Annotated in this window: 14 protein-coding genes; 6 read left to right on the forward strand and 8 right to left on the reverse strand. The window is 68.6% G+C overall.

The annotated features are described in order from the left end of the window. On the reverse strand, nt 1–1,176 hold the full coding sequence (hsaA, locus tag RT2_RS03825; protein WP_072843179.1) for a 3-hydroxy-9,10-secoandrosta-1,3,5(10)-triene-9,17-dione monooxygenase oxygenase subunit: 1,176 nt from the start codon (nt 1,174–1,176) through the stop codon (nt 1–3). 200 nt (nt 1,177–1,376) lie between these two features. On the opposite strand from hsaA, the gene RT2_RS03830 reads away from it, so the two are divergent. Next, nucleotides 1,377–2,549: a 3-ketosteroid-9-alpha-monooxygenase, oxygenase component gene (locus tag RT2_RS03830; RefSeq protein ID WP_072843180.1), complete on the forward strand. Its 1,173-nt coding sequence runs from the start codon at nt 1,377–1,379 to the stop codon at nt 2,547–2,549. Next, nucleotides 2,546–2,884, forward strand: coding sequence for a hypothetical protein (locus RT2_RS03835; RefSeq protein ID WP_072843181.1), 339 nt, complete (start codon nt 2,546–2,548; stop codon nt 2,882–2,884). Before RT2_RS03830 ends, RT2_RS03835 begins: the two co-directional genes overlap by 4 nt. Before the next feature lie 70 nt (nt 2,885–2,954). On the opposite strand, the gene dmpG is transcribed toward RT2_RS03835, so the two are convergent. The 4 genes from dmpG to RT2_RS03855 are packed head-to-tail and all read right to left on the reverse strand — an operon-like array spanning nt 2,955 to nt 7,383. After that, nucleotides 2,955–4,034 carry a 4-hydroxy-2-oxovalerate aldolase gene (gene dmpG / locus RT2_RS03840; protein ID WP_072843182.1) on the reverse strand — a complete coding sequence of 360 codons (1,080 nt, stop codon included), beginning with the start codon at nt 4,032–4,034 and terminating at the stop codon, nt 2,955–2,957. A gap of 5 nt (nt 4,035–4,039) precedes the next feature. Beyond that, nucleotides 4,040–4,942: an acetaldehyde dehydrogenase (acetylating) gene (locus RT2_RS03845; RefSeq protein WP_072843183.1), complete on the reverse strand. Its 903-nt coding sequence runs from the start codon at nt 4,940–4,942 to the stop codon at nt 4,040–4,042. Nucleotides 4,943–4,954: 12 nt separating this feature from the next. Beyond that, complete coding sequence (locus tag RT2_RS03850; RefSeq protein ID WP_072843184.1) at nt 4,955–5,740, reverse strand: 2-keto-4-pentenoate hydratase; 786 nt, start codon at nt 5,738–5,740, stop codon at nt 4,955–4,957. A gap of 23 nt (nt 5,741–5,763) precedes the next feature. Next, on the reverse strand, nt 5,764–7,383 hold the full coding sequence (locus tag RT2_RS03855) for an FAD-binding protein (protein ID WP_072843185.1): 1,620 nt from the start codon (nt 7,381–7,383) through the stop codon (nt 5,764–5,766). 145 nt (nt 7,384–7,528) lie between these two features. Here RT2_RS03855 and kstD point away from each other — a divergent pair, with 145 nt between their 5' ends. The 3 genes from kstD (at nt 7,529) to RT2_RS03870 (ending at nt 12,031) form a co-directional block, all read left to right on the forward strand. After that, nucleotides 7,529–9,259 carry a 3-oxosteroid 1-dehydrogenase gene (gene kstD / locus RT2_RS03860; protein WP_245709112.1) on the forward strand — a complete coding sequence of 577 codons (1,731 nt, stop codon included), beginning with the start codon at nt 7,529–7,531 and terminating at the stop codon, nt 9,257–9,259. An 11-nt stretch (nt 9,260–9,270) separates the two neighbouring features. After that, on the forward strand, nt 9,271–10,131 hold the full coding sequence (chsH3, locus tag RT2_RS03865; RefSeq protein ID WP_072843187.1) for an enoyl-CoA hydratase ChsH3: 861 nt from the start codon (nt 9,271–9,273) through the stop codon (nt 10,129–10,131). A gap of 94 nt (nt 10,132–10,225) precedes the next feature. Beyond that, on the forward strand, nt 10,226–12,031 hold the full coding sequence (locus RT2_RS03870) for a cholesterol oxidase substrate-binding domain-containing protein (protein ID WP_072843188.1): 1,806 nt from the start codon (nt 10,226–10,228) through the stop codon (nt 12,029–12,031). A gap of 72 nt (nt 12,032–12,103) precedes the next feature. Here RT2_RS03870 and RT2_RS03875 read toward each other — a convergent pair whose 3' ends face one another. The 3 genes from RT2_RS03875 to zapE form a co-directional block, all read right to left on the reverse strand. Next, complete coding sequence (locus RT2_RS03875) at nt 12,104–13,570, reverse strand: MFS transporter (protein ID WP_245709111.1); 1,467 nt, start codon at nt 13,568–13,570, stop codon at nt 12,104–12,106. Next, nucleotides 13,567–14,403, reverse strand: coding sequence for a mycofactocin-coupled SDR family oxidoreductase (locus tag RT2_RS03880; protein WP_072843248.1), 837 nt, complete (start codon nt 14,401–14,403; stop codon nt 13,567–13,569). The genes RT2_RS03875 and RT2_RS03880 overlap by 4 nt, the downstream gene beginning before the upstream one ends. Before the next feature lie 100 nt (nt 14,404–14,503). After that, entirely contained in the window at nt 14,504–15,457 is a 954-nt protein-coding gene (zapE, locus tag RT2_RS03885) for a cell division protein ZapE (protein WP_072843189.1), read from the reverse strand. A 125-nt stretch (nt 15,458–15,582) separates the two neighbouring features. On the opposite strand from zapE, the gene RT2_RS03890 reads away from it, so the two are divergent. Continuing rightward, a complete protein-coding gene (locus RT2_RS03890; protein ID WP_072843190.1) occupies nt 15,583–16,194 on the forward strand; it encodes a TetR/AcrR family transcriptional regulator in 612 nt (203 codons plus the stop codon). The last annotated feature ends 5 nt before the right edge of the window (nt 16,195–16,199 follow it).

Below are 16,199 nucleotides of genomic sequence, written 5' to 3' on the forward strand. Positions count from 1 at the left end.
CTAGACCATCGTGTCCGTGAGCGGCAGACCGAACTCGGCGCCACCGAACATCACGTACGCGCGCTCGGCGTCGTTGGCGGCGTGCACGCGGCCGGCGTGTGCGTCGCGCCAGAAGCGCTGGATCGGGGTGCCGTTCTGCAGCGCCGTCGCACCGGAGTTCTCGAAGAGCAGGTCGATCGAGGCGATCGCCCGACCGGTGGCGCGGACCTGGTCGCGTCGGGCACGCAGGCGCAGTTCGATCGGCACCTCCTTGCCCGCGAGCAGCAACTCGTACTCGTCGGCGACGTTGCCCAGCAGCTGACGCCACGCGGCGTCGATGTCGCTGGACGCCTCCGCGATCCGGACCTTGGCGAACGGGTCGTCCTTGGCCTTCTCGCCGGCGTACGCGGCCCGCACTCGCTTGCCCTGGTGCTCGACGTGCGCGTCGTAGGCGCCGTAGGCCATGCCGACGATCGGCGTCGAGATGGTGGTGGGGTGGATGGTGCCCCACGGCATCTTGTAGACCGGGGCGGTGTTGTTCTCGAGGCCGGGCGCGGTCAGGTCGCTCATCGCCTTGAAGCTCAGGAAGCGGTGCCGCGGCACGAACACGTCCTTGACGACGACCGTGTTGCTGCCGGTGCCGCGCAGGCCGACGACGTTCCAGACGTCGTCGATCTCGTAGTCCGAGCGCGGGATCAGGAAGCTGCCGAAGTCGACCGGGCGGCCGTCCTTGATGACCGGTCCACCCACGACGACCCAGTCGGCGTGGTCACAACCGGAGGACCAGGCCCACGCACCGGAGACCTGGTACCCGCCGTCGACCGCGGTGCCCGCGCCCATCGGTGCGTACGAGGACGAGATCCGGACGTCGCGGTCCACTCCCCACACGTCCTCCTGCGCCTGCTGCGAGAACAACGCGAGGTGCCAGTTGTGCACGCCGATGATGCCGGCCACCCAGCCGGTCGAGCCGCATGCGCTCGCGATGTTGCGGACCGCGGTGTAGAACTCCACCGGGCTCGCCTCGTAGCCGCCCCACTGGGCGGGCTGCAGAAGACGGAAGAAGCCGGCCTCCTGAAGGGCCTTGATCGAATCGTCGGGAATTCGACGAAGATCCTCGGTCTCCTGTGCGCGCTCGCGCAGGGTCGGCAGAAGCTCGTTCAGCTTCTCGATCACCACGCGGCTGTCGTGCTCACCCACTGGTCACTCCCTCATGTGTAGTGCGGCTCGGAGGTTCACTTTCACCTGAGACTAGAACACGTTCCCATTCATGTCGAGCAGATCCGGGCCTACCGGAGGGAAAGTCCCTGACTGCGCCAACTGTCCTCAATGTCTGGCAAAACCGACACAAGTTCTATAACGTGTTCTAGTAACAAGACCGAAGGGATGTGAGGGCACAGATGACCGACAGAAGCGGCGCATCCGGCAAGGGCGTTCGTGAGATCGATGTGGGCAGCACCCCGACGCGGTTCGCCCGCGGCTGGCACTGCATCGGCCTCGAAAGCGAGTTTCTGGACGGCAAGCCGCACTCGGTGGAAGCGTTCGGCACGAAGCTCGTCGTCTTCGCCGACAGCGAGGGCAAGCTGAACGTCCTCGACGGGTACTGCCGGCACATGGGCGGCGACCTCAGCCAGGGCACCATCAAGGACGACTCGATCGCCTGCCCGTTCCACGACTGGCGCTGGGGCGGCAACGGCAAGTGCACCGGAATCCCTTATGCCCGGCGTGTTCCGCCGCTCGCGCGCACCCGCTCGTGGACCACGCTGCAGCGCAACAAGCAGCTGTTCGTCTGGCACGACCCCGAAGGCAACCCGCCGCCGGAGGACGTCACGATCCCCGAGCTGCCGGAGGTTCTCACCGACGAGTGGACCGACTGGCAGTGGAACCGGATCGTGGTGACCGGCTCCAACTGCCGCGAGATCGTCGACAACGTCGTGGACATGGCTCACTTCTTCTACGTCCACTACGGATTCCCGAAGTACTTCAAGAACGTCTTCGAGGGCCACGTCGCGTCCCAGTACCTGCAGAACCACGGCCGTCCGGACGTAGGCGACATGGGCACCCAGTACGGCGAGTCCGTGCTGGACTCGGAGGCGTCGTACTTCGGCCCGTCGTACATGGTCAACTGGCTGCACAACAACTACAGCGGTTACAAGGTCGAGAGCGTCCTGATCAACTGCCACTACCCGATCACGCAGGACTCCTTCATGCTCATGTACGGCGTGAGCGTGGAGAAGCCGAAGGGCCTCGACGACGCGACCAGCAACAAGCTGGCGCGCAAGTTCACCGAGGGCGTCGCAATGGGCTTCGAGCAGGACGTCGAGATCTGGAAGAACAAGACCAAGATCGAGAACCCGCTGCTCTGCGAAGAGGACGGCCCGGTCTACCAGCTGCGTCGTTGGTACGAGCAGTTCTACGTCGACGTCGCCGACATCGACGAGAAGATGACGCAGCGGTTCGAGTTCGAGATCGACACCACCAGGGCTGTCGAGGCGTGGCAGCGCGAGGTCGACGCGAACCTCGCCCGCAAGGCCGAGGAGAAGGCCGCGGCCGAGAACAAGACGGGCGTATGACGATGACCTCGACCTGGGCCAAGGCCCCGAACTACGCTTCCAGCCCTGCCCTGGTCGAGGCCGTCCGTGCGCAGACTGTCGTCGACCACCACACCTACCTCGAGCAGGGGCTGCAAGAGGTGGAGTGCCGCGCCTGCGGTACCTGCGTACTCGTCCGGAAGAACAGCGTCAGGCACACCAGCATCCAGTGGCAGGCCAATCCCACGGAGGCGTGCCCTGAGTTCGCCGGCGCCGGCGGGCGCACCGGGTCGATGCAGACCTGCCCGCGCCTGATCAGCAGCATCGACCATGCCGTGATGGAGGGCATCGTCGAGATCCGCGACGCAACCGAGTAGCAGCACAACGAGAAGGGGGCGCGCATCCGTTGGATGTGCGCCCCCTTCTCGTTGTGTTACCGGCCCAGGCCTAGCGGGCAGCAGCCTCACGCTGCAACTCGAGCGCGATGTCGATCAGCTGGTCCTCCTGGCCGCCGACCAGCTTGCGCTTGCCGGCTCGCACCAACAGCTCGGCCGCGGAGACCCCGTACCGCTGCGCCTGCCGTTCGGCGTGCTTGAGGAAGCTCGAGTACACCCCGGCATAGCCCATCATCAGAGCCTGCCGGTCGAGCAGACACTCCTGCGGCATCGCCGGGCGGACCACGTCCTCGGCGGCGTCGGCGATCGCGAAGAAGTCGATGCCGGTCTTGACGCCGATCTTGTCGAAGACCCCGACCAGCGCCTCGACCGGGGCGTTGCCCGCACCCGCACCGAACCGCCGGGTACTGCCGTCGATCTGACGCGCGCCCGCCCGCACCGCCGCGACCGAGTTCGCGACGCCCAGGCCCAGGTTCTCGTGGCCGTGGAAGCCCACCTGCGCGTCGCTGCCGAGCTCCTGGACCAGCGCCTCGATGCGGTCCGAGACCTGCTCGAGCACCAACGCACCCGCGGAGTCCACCACGTACACGCACTGGCAGCCGGCGTCCGCCATGATCCGGGACTGCTCGGCGAGCTTCTCCGGCGTCGTCGAGTGCGCCATCATCAGGAACCCGACGGTCTCGAGGCCTCGCTCACGCGCCAGCCCGAAGTGCTGGATCGAGACGTCCGCCTCGGTGCAGTGCGTGGCGATCCGGCAGATCGACGCGCCGTTGTCCTGCGCCTCGATGATGTCCTCCCCGATGCCCAGTCCGGGCAGCATGAGGAAGGCGATCTTGGCCTGCTTCGCGGTGTCCACCGCGATCTTGATGAGTTCCTGCTCAGGAACCCTGGAGAAGCCGTAGTTGAACGACGATCCCCCGAGGCCGTCGCCGTGCGTCACCTCGATGACGGGGACGCCGGCGTTGTCGAGCGCCCCGACGATCGCGCGCACCTCGTCGCCGGTGAACTGGTGTCGCTTGTGGTGCGAGCCGTCCCGCAGGGAGGTGTCGGTGACCCGGATGTCCCACGAGCTGTCGAAGTGGATTCCGTTGAAATGAACGGTGCCTTGCCGCGCCGCTTCGCTCTTGGTCATGTCCCTCACGCCTCGACGCCGAGAAGCCTCTGGGCGATCTCCTCGCCCACCTTGGTTGCCGCCGCGGTCATGATGTCGAGGTTGCCCGCGTACGGCGGCAGGAAGTCGCCCGCGCCCTCGACCTCCACGAACGTGGTGACCGTCGCGTGCCCGCCGGAGGCGAGGCTCGGCTCGTCGAACTGTGGCTCGTTGAGCAGGCGGTACCCGGGCACGTACTGCTGGACGTCCGCGACCACCCGGTGGATGGACTCGGCGATCACCGCGTGGTCCGCCTCTTCCGGGATCGCGCAGAAGATGGTGTCGCGCATGATCATCGGCGGATCCGCCGGGTTCAGGATGATGATCGCCTTGCCCTTGCGGGCGCCCCCGATCACCTCGACACCGCGGCTGGTCGTCTTGGTGAACTCGTCGATGTTCGCGCGAGTGCCCGGGCCGGCCGAGAGCGACGCCACCGAGGCGACGATCTCCGCGTACACCACGTCGACCACCCGCGAGACCGCGTGGACTATCGGGATGGTGGCCTGACCGCCGCAGGTGATCATGTTGACGTTCGGCGCATCCAGGTGCTCGCGCAGGTTCGCGGGCGGCACGACGGGCGGCCCGACCGCGGCGGGGGTGAGATCGATCGCCCGGATGCCGGCGGCCGCGTAGCGGGGCGCCGCGTCCCGATGCACGTGCGCGGACGTCGCCTCGAAGACCAGGTCCGGCTTCTCGGACTGGCTCAGCAACCAGTCGATGCCGTCAGCGGAGGTCTCCAGCCCCATCTGGCGGGCCCGGGCCAGGCCTTCGCTCTCCGGGTCGACACCGATCATCCAGCGAGGCTCGAGACATTGCGAACGCTGCAGCTTGTAGAGCAGGTCGGTGCCGATGTTGCCCGACCCCACAATCGCGACGCTCGCTGTGGCCATCGAAACCAACTCCTATGTGAACTGGAGAGATACCGAACCGAGCCCACCGAATTCGGCCTTGACCTGGTCACCCGGACGAACGTCGACGGCACGGGTGCACGAACCCGGCAGCACGACGTCTCCCGCCGTCAGTCGCACCCCGAAGCTGTCGACAGTGCGCGCCAGCCAGGCCACCGCCCTGGCCGGATGCCCAAGTACCGCATCACTGCAACCCTCGGCGACACGGTCGCCGTTGATGCTGAGCGTCGCGTCGATGGCGGTGAGATCGATGTCGCCGGGGCGGACTCGCCCGGCACCGATCGCGTGGCCCGCGTACGAGGCGTTGTCGGACACGGTGTCGACCAGATCGATCTTCCAGTCCTTGATCCGAGTGTCGATCAGCTCGATGGACGGGACCACAAATTCCGTTGCGGCCAGCACGTCCTCAACGGTACATCCGAAACCGGGCAGGTCGGCACCGAGAATGAAGCTGACCTCCATCTCCACGCGGGGCAGCAGGAAGCGCGAGCAGGCGACGGGCTCGTCCTCGCGCAGCTCGCAGGTGTCGAAGAGGTGCCCGTAGTCGGGCTCGTCGACCCCGAGCATCTCCTGCATCGCCTTGGCCGTCAGCCCCACCTTGTGCCCGATCACCCGCTCCCCTGCCAGGACCCGGCGGCGGACGTTGAGCAGCTGGATCTCGTACGCGTCGACCATGTCGATGTCGGGGTAGCGCGCCGACAACGGGTCGAGCGGGGCGAACCCCTTCTCCGCGGCATGCAGCCGGTCCGCAATCTCGAAACGCGATTCGGTCGAAAGCATGGGCCGGTTCCCTTCGGTGCGGACTATGTCGTCGAGACGACTCCGGACCGAATGGACCCGCGACGCGCGGCGTGCGCGGCGGCGCGACGGCCGGAGAACACACAGTCTGCAAGCGAGAGCCCGCTCACGTAGGAATTCGAGCAAATCCCCACCGCGGTGCGGCCGGCCGCGTACAAGCCGTCGATCGCAGCACCGTCGGCGGTGATCACCGCCCCGGACTCCTCGTCGACGACGAGCCCACCGAGAGTGATCATCGGCAGCGGGTTGGTCAGGCTCTTCTTCAGCGAGACGTCGAACATCGAGAAGGGTCCGGTGCGAACCGGCCGGCGGAAGTCGTCGGGCTTGCCCATCGGATCGCCCGCGCCGGTCTCGATCGCCTCGTTGTGCGCGGCGACGGTCGCGGCCAGACCGGCCGGGTCGACCCCGACCTTGGCTGCTACCTCGGCGAGGGTGCGGCCGGTGGTGTGATCCAGCCGGAGCAGTGTCTCCGCCTGGATCCGCTGGAACCAGTTGGTCTGACTGCGCAACTGGGTGCGAGCCTCCGCGACGAGGTCGGCGTCCGCGACCAGCCAGCCCTGCCCCTCACGCTCGGCAATCATCGCGTGACCCAGTGCGGCGCCGTACCGGGACTCGTCGACCATCCGCTCCCCCCGCCGGTCCACCAGCAGGGACCCGAGGAACGCGCTCGTCGGGACGATGAACCGCCACGCCGAGATGTTGGACATCTTGGCGGTGGCACCGCCGACGTCGGTACCGAGGAAGATGCCGCTGCCGTCGTCTGCGGCCGTGCCCAGAGCCAGTCCGCCGCGGTACCGCGGGGCATGCTCGGCGACCATCGAACGGTTGGCGATGAAGCCGCCGGCACTGACGATCACGCCGGACCGGGCCTGCACCCGGATGGGCCGGGCGTAGCGGGCCTCGATCCGCTCCACGCGCTTCTGCAGGATCTTGCGCATCGGCGGGTAGTAGATGCCAGGCTTGGCCGACAGCGCCGACAGCCGGGCGTGCGAGGCCCGCACCGCGGCGGGCGCGTCGCGCAGGCTCATGCATTCCACGCCGATGACTGCGCCTGCGTCGTCTGTCAGCAAGCGGACCGCGCGGGTCTGCTGCACGAGCCGTAGCCCCTTGGCCAGCGCGGAGTCGACCAGAGGCTGGTAGAGCATCTTGCCGGACGTGCCCTTGCCCTTGGCCCGGTGTCCACGCGGCGCGGGCGCGGCCACGTCGCGGAATCCGCCTGCGGCCTCACTGCCCGAGTAGTAGAGGTAGTACTTGTCCGTGGGGTACGACGTCTTGTAAGGGCACAGCGACGCCTCGAACGGCACCCCGTTGGCGGCCAGCCAGTCGATCATCGCGGGGCTCTCGTCGCAGAACCGGCGCAGCGTCTCGGGCCGGACCGCGTCGCCGACCTCGCTGCTCAGGTAGGCGAACATCGCGTCGGCGGTGTCGTCGATCCCGGCCGCGCGCTGTACCGACGTACCGCCACCTGCGTAGACGATGCCGCCGGAGATGGTGCTGGCGCCGCCTCCGCTGCACCTGTCGAGGGCGAGCACCTCCGCACCCGCGTCGAGCGCCTCCAGCGCCGCGGAAATCCCCGCCACACCGGTTCCGACCACCACGACGTCCGCGGAAAAGTCCCAGGCCACTGCGCACCGCCCTCTCGTCACTGCAACGAATTTTCGTCACTGCAACGTGTTTTCGTTTGGGTTCTGATCGGATCGTCCGAGTTCAGGAATACTTCCTGGCAGAAAGGATGGACGATACCGGCCATCATTCTATAACGTGTTCTACATGAGCAAGCAGGAATACGACGTCGTCGTTGTCGGAAGTGGCGCCGCGGGCATGACCGCGGCACTGACCGCGGCCCATCAGGGCCTGAGCGTGGTCATCGTCGAGAAGGCCGCCCACTACGGCGGATCCACCGCTCGATCCGGTGGCGGGGTGTGGATCCCCAACAACGAGGCGCTGCAGGCGGACGGGGTCACCGACACCCCGGCAGCCGCCCGCGAGTACCTGCACAGCATCATCGGCGACGTCGTCGCCCCCGAGCGCATCGACACCTACCTGGACCGCGGTCCGGAGATGCTGTCCTTCGTGCTGAAGAACAGCGCACTGGAGCTGCAGTGGGTGCCCGGTTACTCCGACTACTACCCCGAGGCCCCCGGCGGACGGGTCGGCGGACGCTCCGTCGAGCCCACGCCGTTCGACGGCAACAAGCTCGGCGACGACCGCAAGAACCTCGAGCCCGACTACGTCAAGGCTCCCAAGAACTTCGTCATCACCCAGGCCGACTACAAGTGGCTGAACCTGTTGATGCGCAACCGCCGCGGCCCCTTGCGCGCCATGAAGGTCGGCATGCGGTTCCTGGCCGCAAAGGCCACCGGCAAGGACCTGCTGGTCCGCGGGCAGGCTCTGGTCGCCGGCATGCGTATCGGCCTACGTGACGCGGGCGTGCCGATCCTGCTGAACACCCCGCTGACCGAGCTGTACACGGAGGACGGCGCCGTCCGCGGCGTGAAGGTGCTCGTCGACGGCGAGGAGCAGGTCATCCGCGCCCGTCACGGCGTCGTGCTCGGCTCCGGCGGCTTCGAGCACAACGACGAGATGCGCAAGAAGTACCAGCGCGGGCCGATCGGCACCGAGTGGACCGTCGGCGCCAAGGCCAACACCGGTGACGGCATCGTCGCCGGCCAGAAGCTCGGCGCGGCAGTCGACTTCATGGACGACGCCTGGTGGGGCCCGTCCATCCCGCTGACCGGCGGCCCGTGGTTCGCCCTCTCCGAGCGGACCCTGCCCGGCTCCCTGATGGTCAACACCGCAGGCAAGCGATTCGGCAACGAGGCCGCGCCCTACGTCGAGGCCACGCACATGATGTACGGCGGCGAGTACGGCCAGGGCGAGGGCCCGGGTGAGAACATCCCGACCTGGATGATCCTGGACCAGCGTTACCGCAACCGCTACACCTTCGCGGGCATCACCCCCCGCACCCCCTTCCCCGGCCGCTGGCTCAAGGCCGGCGTCGTGGTCAAGGCGGGCACCATCGCCGAGCTCGCCGAGAAGACCGGTCTCCCGGTCGAGGCGCTCACCTCGACGGTGGAGCGCTTCAACGGATTTGCGCGCAACGGCAAGGACGAGGACTTCGGACGTGGCGACAGCGGGTACGACCAGTACTACGGCGACCCGCGACTGAAGAACCCGAGCCTCGGCGAGGTGAGCAAGGCTCCCTTCTATGCAATCAAGATGGTCCCGGGCGACCTGGGCACCAAGGGCGGCATCTGCACCGACGTCGACGGCCGCGCCCTGCGCGAGGACGGCACCTGGATCGAGGGTCTCTACGCCGCCGGCAACGCCAGCGCACCGGTGATGGGCCACACCTACGCGGGCCCCGGCGCGACCATCGGACCCGCGATGACCTTCGGCTACCTGGCAGTCCTCGACATCGCCCGGCGCGCCAAGTCCGGAGCCGTCGCCACTGCGGGCACCGAGTCCGAGTCGCCCTCCGCCGCAACCAACTCGAACTGAGAGGCCCGCAGTTGCCCATCGACCCGAACATTGCGATCGGCGCCGAGCTTCCGGTCCAGGAGTTCACCTGGACCAGTTCGGACGTGCAGCTCTACCACCTCGGCATCGGCGCGGGCGCCCGCCCGCTCGACGCCCGAGAACTGCGCTACCTCACCGACGGCAACCCGCAGGTGCTCCCGACCTTCGCCACCGTGGTGGCCAACATCCATGCCACCGAGGCACCGAAGGTGTCCTTCCCCGGCGTGGAGATCGACCTCGCGAAGGTGGTGCACGGGAGCCAGGAGGTGACCGTGCACCGGCCGATCCCGGCCGAGGGAAGCGCACGCACCACGACCCGGATCTCCGAGGTGTGGGACAAGGGCAAGGCCGCGGTCATCGTCCAGGAGTCCACCACCACCGATCTGGACGGGAATCCGCTGTGGACCGCCCGCTCGTCGATCTTCGCGCGTGGCGAGGGCGGCTTCGGCGGCGAGCGCGGCCCGTCCGAGTCCGTCGCGCTTCCGGACCGGGCGCCGGACTTCGAGACCTCCGTACCGATCCTGCCGCAGCAGGCGTTGCTGTACCGGATGTGCGGTGACCGGAACCCGTTGCACTCGGATCCCGAATTCGCGTCCGCCGCAGGCTTCCCGGCACCTATCCTTCATGGACTGTGCACCTACGGGATGGTGTGCAAGGCGGCTGTCGACGTGGCCCTCGAGTCCGACGCAACACGGGTCAAGGGCTACCGGGCCAGGTTCGCCGGTGTGGTCTATCCGGGCGAGAGCCTCCGGGTTCGCATCTGGGAGGATGCGGGACGTCTGCTGATCTCGGCCACCGTGCCGGATCGCGACGACTCGCCCGCCCTCGCGGATGTCGTCCTGACCCTCGCCTGACTTTTGAACACCCGCGGCCCTCACCGGCCGCTCACAAGTTTCAAGACAACAGCACAACCCCCTCGAATACCTACCACCACAACGGAGTAGACGCATGTCTGCATCTCACGATGACCGGGCCGGCCTGTCCAGGCGAGGCTTCCTAACTGCAGGTGCGGGGGCCCTCGCAGTCTCGACCCTCGGCGCGTGGACTCCCGTCCACGCCGTCCCCGTCCGCACCCAGGGTTCCGCGGGTTCCTCGGCCTCGGGTTCCTCTGTCCTCTCGGGATCCGCTTCCGGTTCGGCCGCCGATCTCCCCGCGCCCCCGGACTTCCCCGAAGGCATCGACCTGGCCCAGCAGGCGTACCAGAACTGGTCCAAGGAGATCATTCTGGACAAGACGCTGATCGCATTCCCGAAGAACGCCGACGACGTCGTGCGGCTGACCAACTGGGCCCACGCCAAGGACTACAAGCTGCGCCCCCGCGGCGCCATGCACGGCTGGACCCCGCTCACCGTCGTGAACGGCGAGTCGGTGGACAAGGTCATCCTCGTCGACACCATCAAGCACCTCGGCGGCGTTGCCGTGCACAAGGGTTCGCCGGACACCGTCACCGCCGGCCCCGGCGCGACGCTGTACGAGATCACCTCGGCACTGCAGGAGCAGGGTCTCGGTATCGCCAACCTGCCGGCGCCCGGTGTGCTCACCGTCGCCGGTTGCCTCGCCGTGGACGCCCATGGCGCGGCACTGCCCGCCGCCGGCCAGGCCACCACCCCCGGCCACACCTACGGTTCGCTGTCGAACCTGGTCACCTCGCTGACCGTGGTGGCGTGGAACGGCACCGAGTACGCGCTGCGCACCTACGATCGCAGCGACCCGGCGATCAACCCACTGCTGACCAACCTGGGCCGCACCTTCATCACCTCGGTGACCCTGCAGGCCGGCCCGAACTTCCGGATGCGCTGCGAGTCGTTCACCGACATCGGCTGGGAGGAGATGTTCGGCCCCAAGGGCGCCGAGGGCCGCACCTTCGAGTCCTACGTCGCCAAGTCCGGTGGCGTGGAGGCTATCTGGTACCCGTTCACCGACAAGCCGTGGCTGAAGGTGTGGTCGGTGGCCCCGACGAAGCCGGCAAGCTCGAGGGAGATCACGGAACCGTACTGCTACACGTTCTCGGACAACCTGCCGGAGCCGCTGACCGACCTGCTCGGCGGGCTCAACGCGGGACTGCCGGGCATCGCCCCGATGTTCGGCCAGGGCATGTACGCCGCCACCGTCTCGGGCCTGTCGTCGACCAACACCAAGGACATCTGGGGCTGGTCGAAGGACGTCCAGTTCTACATCAAGCACACCACGCTGCGGCTGACCGAGGGCGGCGGCGCCGTCGTCACCAACCGGGCGAACATCGGCCAGGTCATCCACGACTTCACCCAGTGGTACAACGGGCGCATCCAGTTCTACAAGGGCCAGGGCAAGTTCCCGCTCAACGGCCCCGTCGAGATCCGTTGCTGCGGCATGGATCAGGTCGAGGACCTGCTGGTACCGGCCGCCGGCGCCCCGACCATCTCGGCGATGCGGGTGCGCGACGACCATCCCGAGTGGGACACCGCGATCTGGCTGAACGTGCTCGGTGTGCCCGGCACCCCCGGCATGTTCGCGTTCTACCGCGAGATGGAGCAGTGGATGCGCGGGCACTACGCCGGCGCGGACGCGGTCTTCCGACCCGAGTGGTCGAAGGGCTGGGCATTCGGACCGGAGAAGCCGTACACCGACGGGGCGATCATCTCGAACGACCTGCCGAGGAGCTACCGGGACGGCCTGCCGGGATCGGACAACTGGGACACCGCCCGCGCGGCGTTCAACGCCATCGATCCGCACCGCGTCTACAGCAACACCTTCATGGACCAGCTGCTGCCGTAGCCGGACCGAACGAGCGCCCCTCGCACCGCATCACGCGGCGCGGGGGGCGCTCGTCGTTTGTCCGGTGCGGTATCAGGACCGAACGCGCGCACGCGCCGGCACACAGAGCGTGACCGCCACGGCGGCAAGCGAAACCACCGCCCCCAGCCAGTAGAGCAGGTTGAAGGCGCCGATGGTGGGCACCGTGACACCGGCCGCCGTGACCGTGGACGTCGCGAGCACCGCCGCACCCACCGCGCTGGCGGTGGAGGTGCCGACGGAGCGCAGCAGGCTGTTCACTCCGTTGGCCGAGGCGGTCTGGTCCGCCGGTGCGGCCTCCGTGATCAGCACCGGCATCGCCGCCAGGGCCAGGGCCACCCCGCCCGAGATGATCGCCGCGCTGACGGTGACGTTGAGGACCGCGGACCCGAGCACCGCGCGTACCGCGTAGCCCACCGCGATCGCGACGGCGCCCACCATCAGGGTTGCCTGGGCTCCGTGCCGTCGGGACATCCGGGCCGAGAGGGGCGCCAGCAGGACCATCAGCAGCCCGCCCGGAAGCATTGCCAGGCCGGCCTGGGTCTCGGAAAGGCCGGGACCATAACCGGATTCAACCGGCGCTTGCAACTCCTGGGTGGCGGTGTAGGCGCTGAGGAACATCGCGAACCCGAGCAGGACCGCACAGATGTTGGAAACCAGCACCGGACGCAGCACGGTGGTCCGCAGGTCCACCAGAGGCTCCCGGATCCGCAACTCGAGCGGTATCCACGCGGCCGACGCGGCGAGGCCGACCGCCGCACACGTGAGCGTGCTGACGCCGGTCCAGCCCCACTCACCACCCTTGGAGACCGCGAGCAGCAGTCCGGTCAGGGCCACGGTCAGCAGGAGCGCGCCCGCGAAGTCGAACCGGCCCTGTGAGCGGACCGCGGACTCCGGGACGACGGCGAGCAGCAACGCCGCCAGCAGCAGACCGCCCGCGCCGCTGACCCAGAACAGCGCCTCCCAGCCGAGGTGTTCGTAGATGACGCCGGCCAGCGGCATCCCGATCATCCCGCCGATCCCGAGGGTGGCGCTCATCAGTGCCACCGCCCCGCCCAGTCGCTCGCGCGGCAGCACGTCGCGCATCAGGCTGATGCCCACCGGCAGCAGCGCCATCGCGAAGCCCTGCATGACGCGCCCCGCGACCACCACCGGGAACACCTGGCCGAGCGCTGCGACCGCCGAGCCGAGCACCATCACGGCCAGGCACACCAGCATCATCGACCGCTTGCCGAACAGGTCGGCGAGGCGTCCGATGAGCGGCGTCGCCACCGCGCTCGTCAGCAGGGTCGCGGTGACCATCCACGACGCGGTGGCGGACGAGACATTCAGCGCAACGGCGAAATCGGGGAGAATGGGCACCACCAGCGTCTGCTGGAGCGAAACCAGGACGCCACTGAGACTCAGGACCGCCACGACGCGTCGCGCACGTGCCGGATCCTGAAACACCGACTCCGCGACCGGCGCCTGGACCGTCCCGGCAGCGCCGGCCTCGGGTGCGGTGGTCTCCCCCGCGCTCACCCGGTGACGCGGGCGGCGTTGCCCGCGTCGATCGGCAGCACGGTCCCGGTGATGTGGGCGCTCGCCTCGGCGGCGAAGAACAGCACCGCGCGGGTGATCTCGAACGGGTCGAGCCACGGCACCGGCTGGGCGTGCAGGCTCTCGAACACCGGCGCGACGTCGTCCATGGTCGGCGCGTCCAGGTCCGGCCGCATCAGCGAGTAGAGCGCGTCGTTGTGGATCATCGGCGTCGAGATGTTGCCCGGGGCAATCGCATTGACGGTGATGCCGAACTTCGCCAGGTCCAGGGCCGCGCTCTTGGTCATCCCGATCACGCCCCACTTGGACGCGGCGTAGGCCACCATGTTGGTGTTGCCCGCTCGGCCGAGCATCGACGAGATGGTGATGATCCGGCCGTAGCCGCGCTCGATCATGCCGGGTGAGACCGCCCCGAGCGTGTTGAACACTCCGGTCAGGTTCGAGTTGATGACCTCGTTCCACTGGGCTGAGGTCATCGACTGCACCGGAGCCGCGACGGACACCCCCGCGTTGGCGACCGCGACGTCGACGCGACCGAACTCGGACTCGGCCCGGGCCACGAGGGCGTCCATCGCGGCCCGGTCGCCGGTGTCGGCCTTGACCGCAATGCAGCGCCGGCCGGTGGCCTCGACGAGCCGGACCGTTTCCGCGAGATCGTCCTCGGTGGCGAGCGGGTAGAACACCGAGTCGTTGTCCTCGCACCGGTCGCAGATCACCACATCGGCACCGCGCTCCGCGAAGGCCACCGCGTGCGAGCGGCCCTGTCCGCGGGCACCCCCGGTGACCAGTGCGACCTTGCCCTCGAAATCGTCCATCGTGCTGCACTCCCTCGCGTCGAATTCGTCTGCAGTCATCACTACTCCGCCCGCGGCGACCTGCGCCGGTCGATCCCGTCCAGCGGTACGCGGGCCGCGGTCACCGCAGCAGTGCCAGCCTGCTGCGGGCTCGTGCGAGGTCCGGGACCGCCGGCGGGTCCTGCAGATCCGGCGTTCGCCAGTCGGCGCCGAGCACGGTCAGCTCCACGTCGCGGTCGTACAGGACGTCGACGAGGGTGCAGAACCGCTGCACCCCGTCGGGGGCGGCCTCCCCGATCGGCGGGACGCCGCTGACCACCCACCGGCTGTGGGCGGCGGCCAGGCCGAGGTAGTCGTGCGGCGAGACCGGGCACTCGCAGAGATCGCCGAAGTCGAACCAGAGCAGGTCCCCGCGCACCGCGCGGGCCACGACGGGGCGCCCGGACGGCGGGCTCACCGTGGTGCGTTCGTGCTCGTGCGGCGGCGCCGGATGGGTCCCGCCCGGCAGGTAGCGCCCCGACGAGAAGCGCCCGTCCTGCGGCGGGGCCCCGAGGCGGTAGTCGCGCTCGCCCACCAGCTCGACCACCTCGAGCCGCCGCTTCAACGTCTCGATCGTCGGCCGGAACTTGTCGTGGAACAGCGGATTGGGCAGCAGCCCGTCCGGCGGGTAGTTCGACGTGACCACCAGTGCGACGCCGCAGTCCTCCAAGGCCGACAGCAGGCGGGTGAGCAGGGCGGCGTCCCCGATGTCGTGGACGTGGAACTCGTCGAAGAACAGCACGTCGCAGCCGGCGAGCAGACCCGTCGACGCCCGCTCGATGCCGACCTCGTGCACCGAACGGTGCAGTTGCCGGAAGAACTCGTGGAAGTGCACCCGCCGGGTGCGCCGCACCGTGAGTCCGGCGCGGTACGCGTCCATGAGCCAGGTCTTGCCGCGGCCTACCGGGCCCCACAGGTAGGCGCCGCGGCCGGGCCGCAGGTCCACCCGTGCGAGCCGCTCGGCGACCACCCGCTGGCCCGCGTCGAGCTCGAAGCCCGCGCTTGCGGCGGCACGCTCGAAAGTTTCAACGGTCATGGTCGGTCGGGTCCTTCGCATGCCCCGACTCTACGAATGTAGAGTCGGGGTCTCAATGCGAGATGGGTCTCACCCCGGGACCGGACTCGGTACAGAACGGGCGGTAGCCGGAGAGTGGTGACGAGATGGCAGGCGGCACGGACCGACGCGAACGGATCGCGGACGCGGTACTCGACATAGTCGCAGCCGACGGCATCCGGGCCCTCACCCACCGCGCGGTGGACCGACATCTCGAATTGCCCGCCGGATCCACCTCGTACTACTTCCGAACCAAGCGGGAACTGCTCGTCGCGGCGGTCGAGCGCCTGACCGAGAGCTCACGGCGCGACTTCGAGCGGTCTCGGCTGACCCGGCCTCGTCCGGGCGGGCTACCCGCCGTCGAGGAACTCGCGGCCGACATCGGCTCGGCCCTCGACGCCATGCTCTCCGACCGGGCCCGGGACATCCGCGTCCGCTACGCGCTCGCCCTGGAGATGGTGCACGACAAGGAGATCCAGCGGGCGTTGGCTACCAGCATCTTCTCGCAGGAGTTGGCGGCCGGCCTGGTCCGGGAGCTCGGATCGGCCGACCCCGAGATCGACGGCGCCAACTTTGTCGCCCTGTGCGAGGGACTGGTCTGGGAGAACTCGGTCGGGGCGCAAGCCCTGGCCGGGCCGGAACCCGGAACTGCCGCGAGCGCGCGCCGGCTCACCGCCGCGATCGCGACCTATCTCGGAGGCCTGAGCGCCCGGCCCTGAATCAG

The sequence above is a fragment of the Rhodococcus tukisamuensis NBRC 100609 genome (assembly GCF_001894985.1).
Taxonomy (GTDB): Bacteria; Actinomycetota; Actinomycetes; order Mycobacteriales; family Mycobacteriaceae; genus Rhodococcus_G; species Rhodococcus_G tukisamuensis.